Source organism: Campylobacter sp. TTU-622, from assembly GCF_016598965.1.
GTDB lineage: Bacteria > Campylobacterota > Campylobacteria > Campylobacterales > Campylobacteraceae > Campylobacter_D.
This window is the reverse complement of the sequence record NZ_JAENKR010000026.1, coordinates 1-16,677: the sequence shown is the minus strand read 5'-3', so window position 1 is coordinate 16,677 and position 16,677 is coordinate 1. Positions and strand designations below refer to the sequence as shown.

General features: G+C 25.8%; 13 protein-coding genes, 1 tRNA gene, 1 pseudogene and 1 riboswitch. Of the genes and pseudogenes, 12 read left to right on the top strand and 3 right to left on the bottom strand.

Annotated elements, in window-relative coordinates; genetic code table 11:
• Positions 1 to 28: 28 nt before the first annotated feature.
• The 4 genes and pseudogenes from JG677_RS09030 to JG677_RS04025 all read left to right on the top strand — a co-directional run.
• Positions 29 to 1,279: pseudogene (locus tag JG677_RS09030) on the top strand (ImcF-related family protein); the annotation flags it as partial.
• Positions 1,280 to 1,363: 84 nt separating this feature from the next.
• Positions 1,364 to 2,401 (top strand): type VI secretion IcmF C-terminal domain-containing protein, encoded by a 1,038-nt coding sequence (locus JG677_RS09025; protein ID WP_325099523.1) that lies wholly within the window; start codon positions 1,364 to 1,366, stop codon positions 2,399 to 2,401.
• 61 nt (positions 2,402 to 2,462) lie between these two features.
• Positions 2,463 to 2,548: riboswitch (TPP riboswitch) on the top strand.
• Positions 2,541 to 3,221 carry a nicotinamide riboside transporter PnuC gene (pnuC, locus tag JG677_RS04030; protein WP_200285297.1) on the top strand — a complete coding sequence of 227 codons (681 nt, stop codon included), beginning with the start codon at positions 2,541 to 2,543 and terminating at the stop codon, positions 3,219 to 3,221. It overlaps the preceding riboswitch by 8 nt.
• Complete coding sequence (locus JG677_RS04025) at positions 3,199 to 3,819, top strand: thiamine diphosphokinase (protein ID WP_200285294.1); 621 nt, start codon at positions 3,199 to 3,201, stop codon at positions 3,817 to 3,819. The genes pnuC and JG677_RS04025 overlap by 23 nt, the downstream gene beginning before the upstream one ends.
• A 3-nt stretch (positions 3,820 to 3,822) precedes the next feature.
• On the opposite strand, the gene JG677_RS04020 is transcribed toward JG677_RS04025, so the two are convergent.
• A tRNA-Leu gene (locus JG677_RS04020) sits at positions 3,823 to 3,908 on the bottom strand.
• Positions 3,909 to 3,945: 37 nt separating this feature from the next.
• On the bottom strand, positions 3,946 to 4,281 hold the full coding sequence (locus JG677_RS04015; RefSeq protein ID WP_200170371.1) for a F0F1 ATP synthase subunit C: 336 nt from the start codon (positions 4,279 to 4,281) through the stop codon (positions 3,946 to 3,948).
• A 208-nt stretch (positions 4,282 to 4,489) separates the two neighbouring features.
• Here JG677_RS04015 and JG677_RS04010 point away from each other — a divergent pair, with 208 nt between their 5' ends.
• Genes JG677_RS04010 through pckA form a run of 4 tightly spaced genes read left to right on the top strand, consistent with a single transcriptional unit; the run spans position 4,490 to position 10,562 of the window.
• Positions 4,490 to 5,830 carry a sodium-dependent transporter gene (locus JG677_RS04010; RefSeq protein ID WP_200285292.1) on the top strand — a complete coding sequence of 447 codons (1,341 nt, stop codon included), beginning with the start codon at positions 4,490 to 4,492 and terminating at the stop codon, positions 5,828 to 5,830.
• 3 nt (positions 5,831 to 5,833) lie between these two features.
• The gene (locus JG677_RS04005; protein ID WP_200285290.1) at positions 5,834 to 7,162 is read left to right on the top strand and encodes a sodium-dependent transporter; all 1,329 of its coding nucleotides are present in this window, start codon (positions 5,834 to 5,836) and stop codon (positions 7,160 to 7,162) included.
• Between the two features lie 32 nt (positions 7,163 to 7,194).
• Positions 7,195 to 8,973 (top strand): biotin/lipoyl-containing protein, encoded by a 1,779-nt coding sequence (locus JG677_RS04000; protein ID WP_200170368.1) that lies wholly within the window; start codon positions 7,195 to 7,197, stop codon positions 8,971 to 8,973.
• Between the two features lie 17 nt (positions 8,974 to 8,990).
• Complete coding sequence (gene pckA / locus JG677_RS03995) at positions 8,991 to 10,562, top strand: phosphoenolpyruvate carboxykinase (ATP) (RefSeq protein ID WP_200285288.1); 1,572 nt, start codon at positions 8,991 to 8,993, stop codon at positions 10,560 to 10,562.
• Positions 10,563 to 10,596: 34 nt separating this feature from the next.
• Here pckA and JG677_RS03990 read toward each other — a convergent pair whose 3' ends face one another.
• The gene (locus JG677_RS03990) at positions 10,597 to 10,914 is read right to left on the bottom strand and encodes a histidine triad nucleotide-binding protein (RefSeq protein ID WP_200170366.1); all 318 of its coding nucleotides are present in this window, start codon (positions 10,912 to 10,914) and stop codon (positions 10,597 to 10,599) included.
• A 108-nt stretch (positions 10,915 to 11,022) separates the two neighbouring features.
• On the opposite strand from JG677_RS03990, the gene pheS reads away from it, so the two are divergent.
• Genes pheS through JG677_RS03970 form a run of 4 tightly spaced genes read left to right on the top strand, consistent with a single transcriptional unit; the run spans position 11,023 to position 16,433 of the window.
• The gene (gene pheS / locus JG677_RS03985; RefSeq protein WP_200285286.1) at positions 11,023 to 12,015 is read left to right on the top strand and encodes a phenylalanine--tRNA ligase subunit alpha; all 993 of its coding nucleotides are present in this window, start codon (positions 11,023 to 11,025) and stop codon (positions 12,013 to 12,015) included.
• Positions 12,012 to 14,333 (top strand): phenylalanine--tRNA ligase subunit beta, encoded by a 2,322-nt coding sequence (gene pheT, locus JG677_RS03980; protein WP_200285284.1) that lies wholly within the window; start codon positions 12,012 to 12,014, stop codon positions 14,331 to 14,333. The genes pheS and pheT overlap by 4 nt, the downstream gene beginning before the upstream one ends.
• Positions 14,330 to 15,610 carry a 3-phosphoshikimate 1-carboxyvinyltransferase gene (gene aroA / locus JG677_RS03975; protein ID WP_200285282.1) on the top strand — a complete coding sequence of 427 codons (1,281 nt, stop codon included), beginning with the start codon at positions 14,330 to 14,332 and terminating at the stop codon, positions 15,608 to 15,610. Before pheT ends, aroA begins: the two co-directional genes overlap by 4 nt.
• Positions 15,600 to 16,433, top strand: coding sequence for a 4-hydroxy-3-methylbut-2-enyl diphosphate reductase (locus tag JG677_RS03970; RefSeq protein ID WP_200170362.1), 834 nt, complete (start codon positions 15,600 to 15,602; stop codon positions 16,431 to 16,433). The genes aroA and JG677_RS03970 overlap by 11 nt, the downstream gene beginning before the upstream one ends.
• The last annotated feature ends 244 nt before the right edge of the window (positions 16,434 to 16,677 follow it).

Sequence of the window (16,677 nt, the reverse complement as noted above, 5' to 3'; positions counted from 1 at the left end):
TCAATCTTTTTAAGAGTATCAACCCTATTTAAGAGGAGTATATTTTATTAGTGCTTATCAAGAAAATATTCCAAGAAATTTTTTACTTGATGCTGTATGTGAAAAATATGATATAAAAAAACCTTTAGCACACTCAATGCGTCTTGTAAATAAACAAAGTTATTTTATCAAATCTTTATTTGAAGATATTATTTTTAAAGATTATTTTTTAAGCCAATTGACTTTAAAGAATTTATTTAAAAGATTTAGTTTTTTATTTTTAATATTAGCTTTATTTATTTGTTCTTATTTTTTATCTTCTTATTTTATTGAAACTAGTAATAAAGAACAACAAAAAGCTAATAATGTTTTAAATCAAATCAATACCTTGTTAGCAGATTCAGATTATAAGCATTTAGATATTTTACAAAAAGCTAAGTTGCTTGCTAATTTAAAAAGTATATTAAGTTCTTATTCTGAATTTAACAATAAAACTTCTTTTTTAGAATATTTTAATTTAAATATCTCTTATAAAGCTTTTACGCCTATTTTAGATTTTTATTATAAACTCAATGAAAGCATACTTGAAAATACTCTAATTAAAGAAATGGAAAATATTTTACAAACTCAAAATGATCCTAAAATTTTAGTTGAAACTTTATATATGTATAGATCTTTATTTAAAGAAAATGCTCTTAATAAAGAATTGCTAAAAAAATGGATTGATAAAAATTGGATCTTTTTAAATAAATATGAACTTTCAAAAGAAAATTTCTTAAATAGGGTTGATACTCTTAAAAAGATTGACCTAAATGAGTTTTTAGAAAATAAACAAAGTATCAATGAAGCCTTTTTAAAACTTAATAAAATAAATAAATTTCAAAGAATTTATTTTTTACTTAATTTCTTAACTACAAATCAAAAAGAACAAAATTACAATCTTAAAGATGAGTTAGGTTTTCCTTTAGAAAATATTTTTGCAAATAAAAGCATTAATGTAGATTTATCTTATAATAAAAAAGCATTGATAGCTTTTTTAAGAAATATTAATCAAAACATTAATCAAGCTATAAATATAGATGATTGGGTATTTGATGGTTTAAATTCAAAAAAAGAAAGTAAAAATTTTATTATTTTAAATATTATTAAATTATATTTAGAACAATATAAAGAACAATACAAAAATTTACTTTTAAATCTTGCTCCTCAAAGATATACCTCAAAAGAAGCTTTGCTTGATAGTTTAAATATCTTAGCAAGCAAAGAAAATCCTATAAAAGCTTTAATTCAAATTATAAATACTAATACTAATTTAAATGATGCTTTATTGCTAAGCGAGGCTTATAATTTAGGTATTAATGCTAGTGAAATTAAAACAGCTTTTATGAGTGTGAGTAATTATTTTAGTGCTTATCATACTCTTTTAGATAATAAAGGCTTAATAGATAATATTTTAAATACAAATAATACCAATAATATAAATAATATTATGGATATTATAAGCGAGGATTTAAATTCTTTGATTAATAAAATTTCTAGCTTTACTAATGATGATTTAAATACTCAAGAAAAAATAAATTATATTTTTAATAAAAACAAAGAAGCAAATGATGTATTTGATGTATTTTTAACCCATATTAAAAAATTACCACCTAGTTTGCAAAGATATTATTCTTTACTTGCTTCTTATTCTTATGGATTTTTGCAAGATTATGGGTTTTTATTACTTAATAATGCTTGGTTTAATGAGGTTTATTCCCCTTTTATAAATAATATAGCCCCATTTTATCCTTTTAATAATAATTCTAATGATGATTTAAGCATAGATGCTTTTAAAGAATTTTTTGGTAAAAGTGGAACTTTAAATCAGTTTTATGAAAAATACTTAAATAATGTTTTAATTAGAAAGAAAAATGAGTATTTTATCAAAGAAAGTTTTGCTAAGAGATTTGCTTTTTCTAAGGAATTTTTAGCTTTTCTTTCAAAATCTTATACACTTTCAAATTTAATGCTTGATTTAAATGATAATGTAAAAATTAATTTTATGTTAAAAAGTTTAGATTTAAGTTCTAGTTTTTCTTTTATAGAACTTTCTTATAATTCTTATAAAATAAGATATGATCATACTTTAAAAACGAATTTACAAATTATTGGAGATCAGTTTAATACTTCTACTATTTTAAGCTTAAATGCTTATTCTTTTAATAATACAAATATAAATTATAATAAAAATTATAAAGGAGAATGGGCTTGGTATAAATTATTAAAAGAAGCAAATTATATAGATAATAACACCTATAGTATTTTATTTGATAATAATAAAGATAGATATTTTGATTTTATGTTAATAAGTGGGGCTAGTGTTAGTGATATTGTAAAGATATTAGATGATTTTAGAGTGATTAAAAGTATAAGGGGGTGAAGGATATTTTATTAAATATTTTAATATTTTACTAAAATATAATTTTTTATAATAATATAAATTTATATCCAAGGGGTGCTTAGGCTGAGATTATACCCTTAGAACTTGCAAGATAATACTTGCGTAAGGAAGGATAGTTTTGTTAAAAGCTCAATTAAGTGATTTATCTTTTAAATTTTATTTCTCATTATTAGCGACTCTAATTTTTGTTATTTTAACAAGTTTAATTATTAGCACAGATATTTTAAGTATTTTTACTGCTTCGTGCGGAATTATTTATGCATTTTTTGCTGGAGCTAAGAAACTAATTTGTTTTATTTTTGGTATTATATATTCTATTTGTTATATTTATATAGCCTATAAAACTAATTTGTATGGCGATGTTATGTTAAATCTTATTTATTTACCTATGAATATATTGGGTATTATACACTGGAAAAATCATCAAAATGAAAATAATTTTGTTAATATTAGAAGCTTAAAATTTAAAAATATTATAATTAGTTTTTGTATAGTTTTAATTTTAACAATTTTATATGGAATTTTTTTAGAAAAAATTAATACTACATTTGCGTATCTTAATGGTTTTGCTGTTGTTGCTCAAATTGTTGCATTTTATTTACAAGTAAAACGATATATTCAAAATTACTTATTAGTTACTTTAGCTAATATTACTAATGTTTTAATTTGGTTTTTAATTTTTGAATATTCTAAAGAAAATATAGCTCAACTTTTAAATATGATTATTTTTTTAATTATTGGTTTATATTATTATTTTATATGGAAAAAGAGTTATAATGAAAGCTTATATACTTGCTAATGGTGCTTTTCCTAAAAAGAAATTTTTAATTAATGAGTTAAAAAATGCACCTTTTATTATAGTTTGTGATGGGGCAATTGCACATATTGATCGTTTGGGTATTAAAGTAGATGTAATTATAGGTGATTTAGATAGTATTGATAAAAAGCTAAAAGAAAAATATTTTGAAAAAATTGTTTATATTCAAGAACAAATGAGCAATGATTTATCTAAAGCTTTTTATTATGGTTTAAATTTGGGTTTTAATGAATTTGTAATTTTAGGAGCTACTGGTAAAAGAGAAGATCATACTTTAGGGAATATCTCTTTATTACTTTTATATGCTAAAGCTTGTAAAAATGTTATTATGAAAAGCGATTATGGCGAATTTGAAGTTGTTAAAACTCCCTGTAAGATTTCTAGTGTTAAAGGGCAACAAATTTCTATATTTTGTTTTGATCCACATATAAAAATTAGTTCAAAAAATCTTAAATACCCACTTAAAAATTTATCATTACCACTTTTGGCTAGTGCTACGTTAAATGAAGCCTTAAAAGATAATTTTTATATTAAAACAGATAAAGTATGCAAGTTATTGATTTATAAAAAATATATATAAAAATGGTGCGGTTAGCGAGACTTGAACTCGCACATGCGAAGCATACTACCCCCTCAAGATAGCGTGTCTACCAATTCCACCATAACCGCATAAATTTAAAAAAGCTTCTAAAAATTTAGAAGCTTTTTATAGAAAAGGATTTCCATAAAGAAGTAATAAAGCAATAACTAAAGCATAAATAACTTGTGCTTCGATCATAGCAAGAGCAATAAACATTGTAGTCATTAACTTAGATCCAAGTCCAGGATTTCTAGCTGTTCCTGCTATTGTTGCTGCTGCTGTATTTCCCATACCTATAGCACCACCTAAAGCTGCAACTCCAACTCCTAAACCAGCCGCTAAGACTGAAAATGCTTTAATCCATGCATCCATTGTTCCTTGGATACCTAATTGAGTTGTGGTATTTGTTTCAGCAAAGGCAACTGCTGTTAAAGCACATAATAAAAAAATAGTTTTTTTCATAATAATAAATCCTTTTTATAATTTATAAAATACTAAAATCATAATTTCGGCTTGCGTATCCCTACTTTTAAATGACAAAGTATATTATAAGCTAAAATTATATAATCATTTAACTTTATTTTTATTGAAAATTACTTATCTCAATAAAAATTAAACTTTTTTTTGCTTTAATATTAAATAAAATAAATATTTTGATAAAGGTTATATTTTGAGTTCTAAATTTTCAAAAATAGGTTTTGTGTTGGCCGTAGCAGGATCAGCTGTTGGTCTTGGAAATGCATGGAAATTCCCAACTTTGGTTGGACAAAATGGAGGTTCGGCTTTTGTTTTTTTATATCTTATCTTAACTCTTGGGGTTGGTTTTGTGATTTTTCTTGCTGAGTTAGCTCTTGGTAAATTAAGCGAAAAAGATCCTGTCAATGCTTATAAAATATTAGCACCTAAATATAAAAAAGAATGGTCTTTTGCTGGTTTTACTATGATAGCTAGTATTTTAATTGTTTCTTTTTATAGTGTGATAATTGGTTGGATTTTAAAATATGTTTTTTTAAGTATTACATTTGAACTTCCTTTTGATATTAATTCTGCAAAAGATCAGTTTAGTGAGTTATTGCATAAAGATTTTTTAAGTCAGTTTATTTGTTTTACTTTGGTATTTTTGCTTATTTTTTATATAGTTTCTAAAGGTATTAAAAATGGGATTGAAAAATTAAATATTTGGATGATGCCAACTTTATTTATTTTGCTTATTATGATGCTTGTTTATACAATGAGCAAAGATGGTTTTTATATGGCAGCTAAATTTTTATTTATTCCAGATTTTTCAAAGATTTCCGTTTCTGCTATTTTAGAAGCTTTAGGTATGGCTTTTTTTAGTCTTTCTTTAGGAGTTGGAACTATTGTTACCTATTCGGCTAGCTTGCCTGAAAAAACAAATTTTATTACTAGTACTTTAAATATTATTTTTATTAATATTTTAGTAGGTATTTTAATGGGACTTATAGTTTTTACTTTTATTTTTGAATTTAATGCGGATCCAGCTGTAAGTGGTCCTGGTTTGATTTTTATTTCTTTATCAACCTTATTTTCTAAATTAGGCATTATAGGTTCTATTTTTGCTGTAGCTTTTTTTATATCTTTGATTTTTGCCGGAATTACTTCTGCAGTTTCCATGATAGAACCTTTTGCCTTTTATCTTATTAATACTTATGAAATGAGTCGCAAAAAAGCTCTTGTAATCATTGGAGTTGTTGTATATATTTTAGGTATTCTTTGTATTTTATCTTATCTTAATTTTACTCAAGGATATCTTAGTTTTTTTGGAATGAGTTTTTTTGATGTATTAGATTCTTTATCAAGTAAAATTATTATGCCTCTTGGTGGAATTTTGGTAGCCATTTTTGTTGGTTTTATTATGAAGAAAGAAGGTTTAAAAATTCTTTTTAAACCTTATATGAGAGGAATTTATTTTGAGCTTTGGTATATATTTTTACGTTTTATTTCTCCTTTAGCTGTTATTATTATCATGATTAGTACATTTATTAGATAAATTATGAGAAATTATTTTAGTAAAATAGGTTTTATTTTAGCAGTGGCTGGAGGTGCAATAGGTCTTGGAAATGCTTGGAAATTTCCAACTTTAAGTGCAGAAAATGGAGGTTTTATTTTTGTCCTTTTATATCTATTTTTTACTTTAACGATAGGTTTTAGTGTTTTTTTGGCAGAAATTGCTATGGGAAGATTAAGTAAAAGCGATTTAGCAAATGCTTATTCAAGTCTTGCTATTAAATATCCTGAAAAATGGCGTTATGCTGGTTTGTTTATGTTGGGAGGAATTTTTGTTCTTTCTTTTTATCTTATGATTATGGGATGGGTTTTAAAATATACTTTTACTAGTATATTTTATTTACCTGTGAATTTAGAAGCGGCAAAGCTTGATTTTATAAACTTAACTAGTGAAAATTTAAGTATTTCTTTATTATTTTATACATTATCTTTTTTCTTGACTTTATTTATTGTTTCTAAGGGTCTAATAAAAGGCATTGAAAAGCTTAATATTATTATAATGCCTAGTCTTTTTTTAATGTTAATTTTTATGTTGATTGTTTGTATCAATTTTGATAATGGGTTTATTAAAGCTTTGAATTATCTTTTTTATCCTAATTTTTCTAATTTTAATTTTCAATCTGTTTTGAAAGCTTTAGGTCTTGCTTTTTTTACCCTTTGTCTTGGTATAGGTTGTATTGTAACTTATTCAGTAGCCTTAAATAAAAAAACGAATTTTATCAAAAGTTCAATTTTTATTGTGTTGATTAATCTTTTGATTTCACTAATGATGGGACTCATAGTTTTTACTTTTATTTTTGAATTCGATGCCAATCCTCACTCTCAAGGTGCTAGTTTAGTTTTTATTTCTTTAATAAGCTTATTTAAACAACTTGGAATTTTAGGTTATTTTTTAGCCTTTATCTTTTTTTTAGCTTTGTTTTTTGCCGGAATTACTTCTGCAGTTTCTATGATAGAACCTCTTGTTTTTTATATGATAAATAATTATAAAATAACGCGTATAAAGGCATTAGTTTTTATAGGATTTATTGTTTATATTTTAGGAATACTTTGTATTCTATCTCTTAATAAAAATTTTTCTTTTTTAAAAGTTAATTTTTTTGAAATTTTAGATAATTTTACTTCAAATTTTTTATTACCTTTAGGAGCAATAACAAGCTCTATTTTTGTTGGTTTTTTTATAGACAAAAAAAGAATTTACAAAATTTTTTGCAAATTTTTAAATAGAAAGATTTTTTTATTTTGGTTATTTTTTGTTCGTTTTATTGCACCTTTGGCAATAATTTTTATTATGTGTTATCAAATTTTTGTATAATGCTTAAGAATTTAGATTTTTAGGGAAAATGTATGGCTAAAAAATTTATAGATGTAATGGATACTACTTTTAGAGATGGTTTTCAATCAATTTATGGAGCAAGAGTTTTAATGAATGATTTTTTCCCTGCTTTAGAAGCTGCAAAAGAAGCAGGGATAACTCATTTTGAATTTGGTGGTGGAGCAAGATTTCAAAGTTTATATTTTTATTTAAATGAAGATGCTTTTTTAATGATGGATAAATTTAGAGAAATTGTTGGAAAAGAAGCAAATTTGCAAACATTATCAAGAGGAGTTAATACTGTTGCTTTAGAAACAGCAAGTAGAGAAATAATTGATTTGCATGCTAAATTATTTGCTAAACATGGAACGACAACAATAAGAAATTTCGATGCTTTAAATGATGTTAATAATCTCAAATTTAGTGCAGAATGTATAAATAAGTATGGATTAAAACATGAGTTAGCTATAACTTTAATGGATTTGCCACCGGGTTGTAAAGGAACCCATGATGTTCCTTTTTATGAAAAAATTCTAAAAGAAATTTTAAAAGAACAAATTCCTTTTTCAAGTCTTTGCTTTAAAGATGCTAGTGGAACTTCAAATCCAAATAAAATTTATGAAACAATTAAAATGGCTAGGAAAATATTGCCACAAGAAACACATATAAGATTTCATACTCATGAAAGTGCCGGAGTAAGTGTTGCTTGCTATTTGGCGGCTTTAGAGGCTGGTGTAGATGGTATAGACTTAGCAGCAGCTCCAGTAAGCGGAGGAACTTCTCAACCTGATATTTTGACAATGCTTCATGCTGTAAAAGGTAGAGATTATGATTTGGGTGGATTAGAAGAAGAAAAAGTTTTAAAATACGAAGAAGTTTTAAAAGATTGTTTAAAAGAATATTTTTTACCTCCTGAAGCCTCTATGACAAATCCTCTTATCTTATTTTCTCCTATGCCAGGAGGTGCATTAACAGCGAATACTCAAATGATGAGAGATAATAATGTTTTAAATAAACTTCCTGAAGTGATTAAAGCTATGCAAGAGGTTGTAGAAAAAGGGGGATTTGGAACCTCAGTTACGCCTGTTTCGCAATTTTATTTTCAGCAAGCTTTTAATAATGTAATTTTTGGTCCTTGGAAAAAAATTGCACCAGGTTATGGTAAAATGATACTTGGATATTTTGGAAAAACTCCAGTTAAACCAGATGATGAGATTGTAAATCTTGCTGCAGAACAATTAAATTTAAAACCAACTACAAAATTGGCTATCGATTTAGCAGATGAGGATGAGACAAAAAGTATAGCTTATATTAAAAAAATTCTTAAAGAACATAATATTGAAGAAAGTGAAGAAAATATTTTTATTGTAGCAGCTTGTAAAGAAAAAGGAATAACTTTTTTAAAAGGCGAAGCTAAAGTCAATATTCGCAAAATACAGGATGAATTATCTAAAAATTTATCGTTAAAACAAAATAAATTTGAAGTTTTAGTTAATGGAAATAAATATGATGTTGAAATTAACCCAAAAGATGATAAAGATTTAATTGTTAAAGAAAAAAAAGAAGTTAATTTAAATACACAAAATAATTTTAATAATAAACAAGCAATATCTTCTGAGATTTCTGGTAATGTTTTTAAAATCTGTATTAAAGAAGGAGAAGAAGTAAAAGCAGGACAAAAGATAATGATTTTAGAAGCTATGAAAATGGAAATGGATATTAATTCTCCAAAAGATGGAGTTATCGAGAAAATTTTTGTATCATTAGGTGATAGCGTAAGTGAAGGTCAAATTATTGCAAGTTTTAAATAAATTTTTAAGGAAAAGTTATGAAAAATTTTGATGCATTAGGTTTGGAAAATATAAAAGTATTTTATAATTTAAGCTACGAAGAGTTAAATGAGCATGAAAAAAATAATAAAGAAGGTGAAAGTTGTTTAAATGGTACTTTTTGTGTTGATACAGGGATATTTACAGGGCGTAGTCCCAAAGATAAATATTTTGTCAAACAAGATCCTTCTCAAAACTATATTTCGTGGGGAAAAATTAATCAGCCTATCACAAAAGAATTATTTGAAAAGCTTTTAAAAAAGGCTAAAAAACAATTAAGTGGAAAAAATGTTTATATTCAAGATGCTTATTGTGGAGCTTCTTTAAATTCTAGAAAAAGTGTTCGCTTTGTTACTGAATTTGCTTGGCAAGCCCACTTTGTAAAAAATATGTTTATAAGACCTACAGAAGAAGAATTAAAAAATTTTAATCCAGATTTTATTGTTTATAATGCTTGTAAATGTATTAATGAAGATTTTAAAAAAGATGGTTTAAATTCGGAAGTTTTTGTTGTTTTTAATATAGAGCAAAATATAGCGATTATTGGAGGGACTTATTATGGCGGAGAAATGAAAAAAGGAATTTTTTCTATGATGAATTATTGGCTTCCGCTTGAAAATAAGCTTTCTATGCATTGTAGCGCTAATGTAGGGAAAGATGGTGATGTAGCTTTATTTTTTGGATTAAGTGGCACAGGAAAAACTACACTTTCAACAGATCCTAATAGACAGCTGATAGGAGATGATGAACATGGTTGGGATGATGAGGGAATTTTTAATTTTGAAGGTGGATGTTATGCTAAAACAATTAATTTAGATCCAAATAATGAACCTGAAATTTATGCAGCTATTAAAAAAAATGCTCTTTTAGAAAATGTTGTATTAAGAGAGGATAAAAGTGTTGATTTTGCAGATTCTTCAAAAACTGAAAATACTAGAGTTTCTTATCCGATTGAGCATATTCAAAATCATAAAAAAGACTTAAAAGCAACTCATCCTAGAAATATCATTTTTTTAACAGCTGATGCTTTTGGGGTTTTACCTCCTGTTAGTAAATTAAATAAAGAACAAGCTATGTATTATTTTTTAAGTGGTTATACGGCAAAAGTAGCGGGAACAGAACGCGGAATTACTGAACCACAAGCAACTTTTTCTGCTTGTTTTGGCGAGCCTTTTATGCCGCTTCATCCAACCGTTTATGCAAGATTATTAGGAGAAAAAATAGATACATACAAGGTTAATGTGTATTTAATAAATACGGGTTGGAGTGGTGGAAAGTATGGGGTTGGTAAAAGAATGAGTATTAAAGCTACAAGAGCTTGTATTAATGCTATTTTAGATGGTAGTATTAATCAATGTGAATTTGAAACTTTTGATGTTTTTAATTTATTAATACCTAAGTCTTTAAATGGTGTTGAAACTACGCTTTTAAATCCTATTAATACTTGGAATAATAAAAATGAATATATTGATACAAGAAATAAATTAGCTATGATGTTTATAGAAAATTTTAAACGTTATGAAGATGTAAAAGAAGGAATTGAATATAGTAAATTTGGTCCTAAATTATAATTTAGCAAAAGTAATTTTACTTTTGCTAAAATTTTTAAAAACCACCTAGCATATGAAAATGAAGATGAAAAACTTCTTGTCCGCTATTTTTTCCACAATTTGTTAAAAGCTTATATCCTTTTTTATCGAGCTCTAAAAGTATTGCTAACTCTTGTATAAAAGAAGTCATTTTTGCCATCAAATTAGGATCAAATTCTTGAAAATCTTTAAAATGTTTTTTAGGAATAATTAAAATATGTATAGGAGCTTTAGGATTAATATCATGAAAGGCTAAAAAATCTTCATTTTCTAAGACTTTATTACAAGGAAGTTCTCCATCAACAATTTTTTCAAAAATAGTTTTTTCACGCATTTTCGTCCTTTATATTTTTCTAAAATTATATCTTAGAATTTTTATTGTGAATTTAAATTTATTTTTATAAAATAATTTAAATTTTTATTATGAAAGTAAGGTAAAAAATTGCAACAAATTATTGAACAAATTAAAAAATGTAGTAATTTAAATGATCTTGAAAATCTTAGAGTTTCAGTTCTTGGAAAAAAAGGTATTCTAACGCAAAAATTTTCAGAGCTTAAGAATATTAATGGAGAAGAAAAAAAAGAATTGGCAAGTATATTAAATAAGCAAAAAGATGAATTCAATCATTTTTTTGCTTTGAGATTAAAAGAATTAGAAGATTTAGAATTAAATGAAAAAATGAAACAAGATGTTTTAAATTTTACTTATTTTGATGAAACTTCTACATCAGGAGCTTTACATCCAGTTCTTAGCACTATGGATAAGATTATAGAATATTTTTTGAATTTAAATTTTAGCGTTGAAAAAGGTCCTTTAATTGAAGAAGATTTTTATAATTTTGAAGCTTTAAATTTGCCAAAATCTCATCCGGCAAGAGATATGCAAGATACTTTTTATTTTGATGATAAAAGACTTTTAAGGACTCAAACCTCTCCTGTGCAAATAAGAACTATGTTAAAGCAAAAACCACCTATTCGTATGATAGCACCTGGTGTTGTTTTTAGGAGAGATTTTGATATAACACATACTCCTATGTTTCATCAAGTTGAAGCTCTTGTAGTAGAAGAGGGGCAAAAAATAAGTTTTGCTCATTTAAAAGGCGTATTAGAAGATTTTTTACATTATATGTTTAAAGATATTAATATTAGATTTCGCCCAAGTTTCTTCCCTTTTACAGAGCCTTCTGCTGAAGTTGATATTTCTTGTGTTTTTTGTAAAGGTCAAGGATGTAGGGTTTGTAAAAATACAGGGTGGCTTGAGGTTTTAGGTTGCGGTATTGTGGATCCTAATGTATATAATTTTGTAAATTATAAAAATGTAAGTGGTTATGCTTTTGGGCTTGGTGTTGAAAGATTTGCTATGCTACTTCATCAAATTCCTGATTTAAGATCTTTATTTGAAGGAGATTTAAGATTATTGGAGCAATTTAGATGATAATTACAAGAAGTTGGTTAAGTGATTGGCTTGATATAGAAAAAAAGAATTTAAATGAATTGGTCAATACTTTAAATTCTATAGGGATAGAGGTTGCTAATGCTTATAGATTAAGAGTTCCTGATAAAATTGTTGTAGGTTTTGTTAAAGAAAAAATTAAACATGAAAATTCTGATAAATTAAGTATTTGTCAAGTAGATGTTGGAAGTGAGATTTTACAGATTGTATGTGGTGCTTCCAATGTAGCACAGGGACAATTTGTAGCTGTGGCTTTAATTGGAGCTTTAATGCCAAATGGTATGATGATAAATAAGACAAAGCTTAGAGGGGTAGATTCTTATGGAATGCTTTGTTCATCTGTTGAATTAGGTTTTGCTAAAACTAATGACGGAATTTTAGTTTTAGATGAGAGTATAGGTAAATTAGAGTTAGGTCGAGCTTTAAACGAGTATAGTATTTTTAATGATGATTTGATTGAGGTTGAATTAACTCCCAATAGAGGGGATTGCTTAAGTATTTATGGTATAGCAAGGGATTTGGCAACTGCTTGGGATTTAGATTTAAAAAAGCTTTCTGTCTTTAAAGAAGAAGAAAATGTTTTGGGTATCGGTAGAATTTTAAGACTTCAGTCTGAAAAAAACCTTAATAGCTTGTTTAATTACAGAGCTATTGAAATTAAAGAAAATATAACACTTGGACTTTTATATAGTTTAAGATTAGCTCAGGCAGGAGTCTTAAAAACAAATACAATTGAAAATTTTCTTTTTTATACAACTTATTCAACCGGAGTGCTTTTTAATGCTTATAATTTTAATGAATTAAGTAAAGAAGGCGAAGAATTAACTTTTAATTTAAGTAAAGAAGCTAATGGGGTTACAAAAGTTTCTTGTAATAATCAAATATTAGGAATAAGCGGTATATATCAAGAGAAGAAGTTAAAATGTGATATAGAAACAAAAATTATTATCATAGAAGCAAATTATACAGATCCTTTTATAATAGCTAATGCAAAAAATGTTTATAAAGAGCAAGATAATGATGTTTTTTATAGAAGTTTTAGAGGAAGTGAGCCAAAACTTAATCTAGGAATGGATTTTTTATTAAAGATATTTAAAACTATTCCAAGTATAGTTATTTATAGTAGCTCTCAACAAATTTCAGAAGAGAAAGAAATTCCTAGTATTTCTTTAAATATTGAAACTATAAACAATATCATAGGACAAGCTATTGATAAGGATGAGATTTTAAAAATTCTTAAAAAATTAGGTTTTGAAATTATTTTTTTCGCAGAAGGCCTGGTAAATGTTAAACCTCCTATTCATAGACCAGATATTAAAAATTTGGCTGATATTTGCGAAGAAGTTGTTAGAATCATAGGGATAGATAATATAAAATCTAAGAATTTAAATTTTATTGAAAAAAATAGATTAAATTTAGTTCATAAAGATTATAAAAAACTTTTAGATTTAAGATTAAAAGCTGTTAATAATGGCTATTTTGAAAGTTTGCACTTTATTTTAGATAGTGAAGATGAGCTAAAAGATTTTGGTTTTAATCCTATAAAATTAAAACTTATTAATCCTATAAATCAAGAATTAAATACCTTAAGAACTACGCTTTTAAATCATCTTGTAAATGCAGCAAGCTTAAATATTAAAAATTCAAAAAAACTAGTTAAACTTTTTGAAAGTGGAATAGTATTTAATCAAGATAATCAAGAATTAAATCATATAGCTTTTATACATTCAGGTTATAAAGAAGAGAGTAAAATTTCTAATAAAGCAAAACCTAATTTAGTTAATTTTTACGATTTCTTGCTTGATATTAAAAATATTATAGGAGATTTTAAACTAGTTGCTTCTAATTATGCTTTTTTGAGTCCTTATGAACAAGCTGATTTATATATTAATGATATTAAAATTGGATTTATAGGAAGATTGCATTTAAAGATTGAAAATGCAAGATCTTTACTTAAAACTTATGTGTGTGAGCTTGATGTTGATGCTATTAATTTTAAAGAAAAAAAAGCTAAAATTTATTCCAAATTCCCAAGTATTCATAGAGATTTGAGCATTTTAATTCCTAAGAATTTTTCTTATGATAAAATTAAAACTTGCATAGAAAAATACCATTTTGATATTTTAGAGAGTTTTAGAATCGTTGATCTTTATACAGATGAAACCTTGCAAGATAAATATAGTCTTACTATATCTTTTATTTTTAGAGATAAGGAAAAAACTTTAGAAGATAGTGAAGTTGTTTCGTGTATGGATAAAATTTTAGAAGGTTTAAAAGATTTAGGTTTGCATTTAAGATGAAAGTTCACCCTTTAGGGTTTTTTAATAAAGAATTAGAAGATATTGCTTCTGATAAAAGCATTTCTCAGCGTTTTGCTATTTTTTCCTTACTTGCTAAAGAATCAAGTATAGCTAAAAATTATCTTTTAGCAGAAGATTCTTTAGGAACTTTAACTATACTTAAAGCCTTAGGGGCTAAAGTTGAGATTGAAAATACTTGGGTTAAAATTACCCCACCTACTACCTTAATCACTCCTTGTAATGTTTTAGATTGTGGTAATTCTGGAACAACGATGCGTTTGTTAATAGGATTATTAAGTGGAATACCCGGCTTTTTTGTTTTAAATGGAGATAATTCTTTAAATAAGCGTCCTATGGATAGAATTTGCAAGCCTCTTAAGAAAATAGGAGCAAAAATTTATGGGCGTGAAAATACAAGTTTTGCTCCACTTTGTATACAAGGAACAAAATTAAAATCTTTTGATTTTAAAAGTAAAATTTCTTCAGCTCAACTTAAAACAGCAATGATTTTAGCCGGTTTTAATGCAGATTCAACTTCTTTTTATAAAGAAGAAGAATTAAGTAGAGATCATAGTGAAAATATGTTAAAAGCTATGAATGCACCAATTAATATAAGTAAAGATCATTTAGAAATTAAAATTAATCCTTTAAAAAGCCCCTTAAAAGCCTTAAATATTACTATACCTAATGATCCATCTTCAGCATTTTATTTTGCATTAGCAGCACTTATATTACCTCATTCTTCTATTTGTTTAAAAAATATTTTACTTAATAAAACACGTATTGAAGCGTATGAGATCTTAAGAAAAATGGGAGCCAAAATTACTTATAAAATTAATAAAAGAGATTTTGAGGATATTGGTGAAATTTATGTTGAAAGTAGTCAGTTAAAAGCCATAGAAATTAAAGAAAATATTTCTTGGCTTATTGATGAATTGCCAGCCCTTGCTATAGCTTTTGTTTTTGCCAAGGGTAAAAGTAGGGTAAGAAATGCCAAAGAATTAAGAGTAAAAGAAAGTGATCGCATAAAAAGTATTGTAATAAATTTAAAAAAATGTGGTATTGTAGCTAAAGAATTGTATGATGGTTTTGAAGTTGTATCGGGTTCGCCTAAAAAAGCTATAATTGAAAGCTTTAATGATCATCGTATTGCAATGGCTTTTGCTATTTTAGGTTTAATGTGTGGAATTGAGATTAAACAAAGTAAGTGTATTAAAACTTCTTTTCCAAATTTTAAGGATATTTTAAAAAATTTAGGAGCACAAATTGAAGATTGAATTAGCTGAAAATTATGGTTTTTGTTTTGGAGTAAAAAGAGCAATTAAAAAAGCAGAGCAAATTAAAAATGCTGCAACAATTGGACCATTGATTCATAATAATGAAGAAATTATGCGCCTTAAGAAAAAATTTAATGTTAAAACCCTTAATGATGTTAAAGAACTTAGCGATGAAAAAAGAGCTATTATAAGAACTCATGGTATTACAAAACAAGATTTAGAAAATTTAAAACAAAAAGAAATTGAAATTTTTGATGCTACTTGTCCTTTTGTAACAAAACCTCAGCAAATTTGTGAAAAAATGAGCAAGGATGGTTATGAAGTCGTTATTTTTGGAGATGAAAATCATCCAGAAGTAAAAGGAGTAAAAAGTTATGTAAGTACTAAAGCTTATGTTGTACTAGATAAAAAAGAATTAGAAAATATTAATTTTTCTAATAAAATAGCTGTAGTGTCTCAAACAACTAAAAAAGTAAAAGATTTTATGGAAATTGTAAATTTTTTAATTTTAAAAGTAAGAGAAGTAAGAGTCTTTAACACTATATGCGATGCAACCTTTAAAAATCAAGAAGCTATTGCAAAACTTTCTAAAAAAAGCGATATTGTTATTATTGTAGGTGGAAAAAATTCTTCTAATACTAAGCAACTTTTTTTGATTGCAAAAAATTATTGTAATGATAGTTATTTGATAGAAACTAAAGATGAGCTAGATAAAAAATGGTTTAAAAATAAAAAATTATGCGGTATTAGTGCTGGAGCTAGTACTCCTGATTGGATTATTCAAGAAGTTGTAAACGAAATTAAGTCTTTTGAGATTCAATAAAATGGAATTATTTTTTTAAATAAAGAAAAAATTAGTATTAATTTATAAAAAATAAGATACAATTCATAAATTTAAATATTAAAAAGGAACCCTATGATTGAGGTAGAGAAAAAGATTCAAAAAGATAATGAAATTTTTGATGACGAAGATTTTGAACAACTTTTAGAGGCATTTGATAAATCAAATAAAGAAACTATAACAGAAGGTGTTATAGTTGGTATTAAAGATAATGAAGTCTTTATAG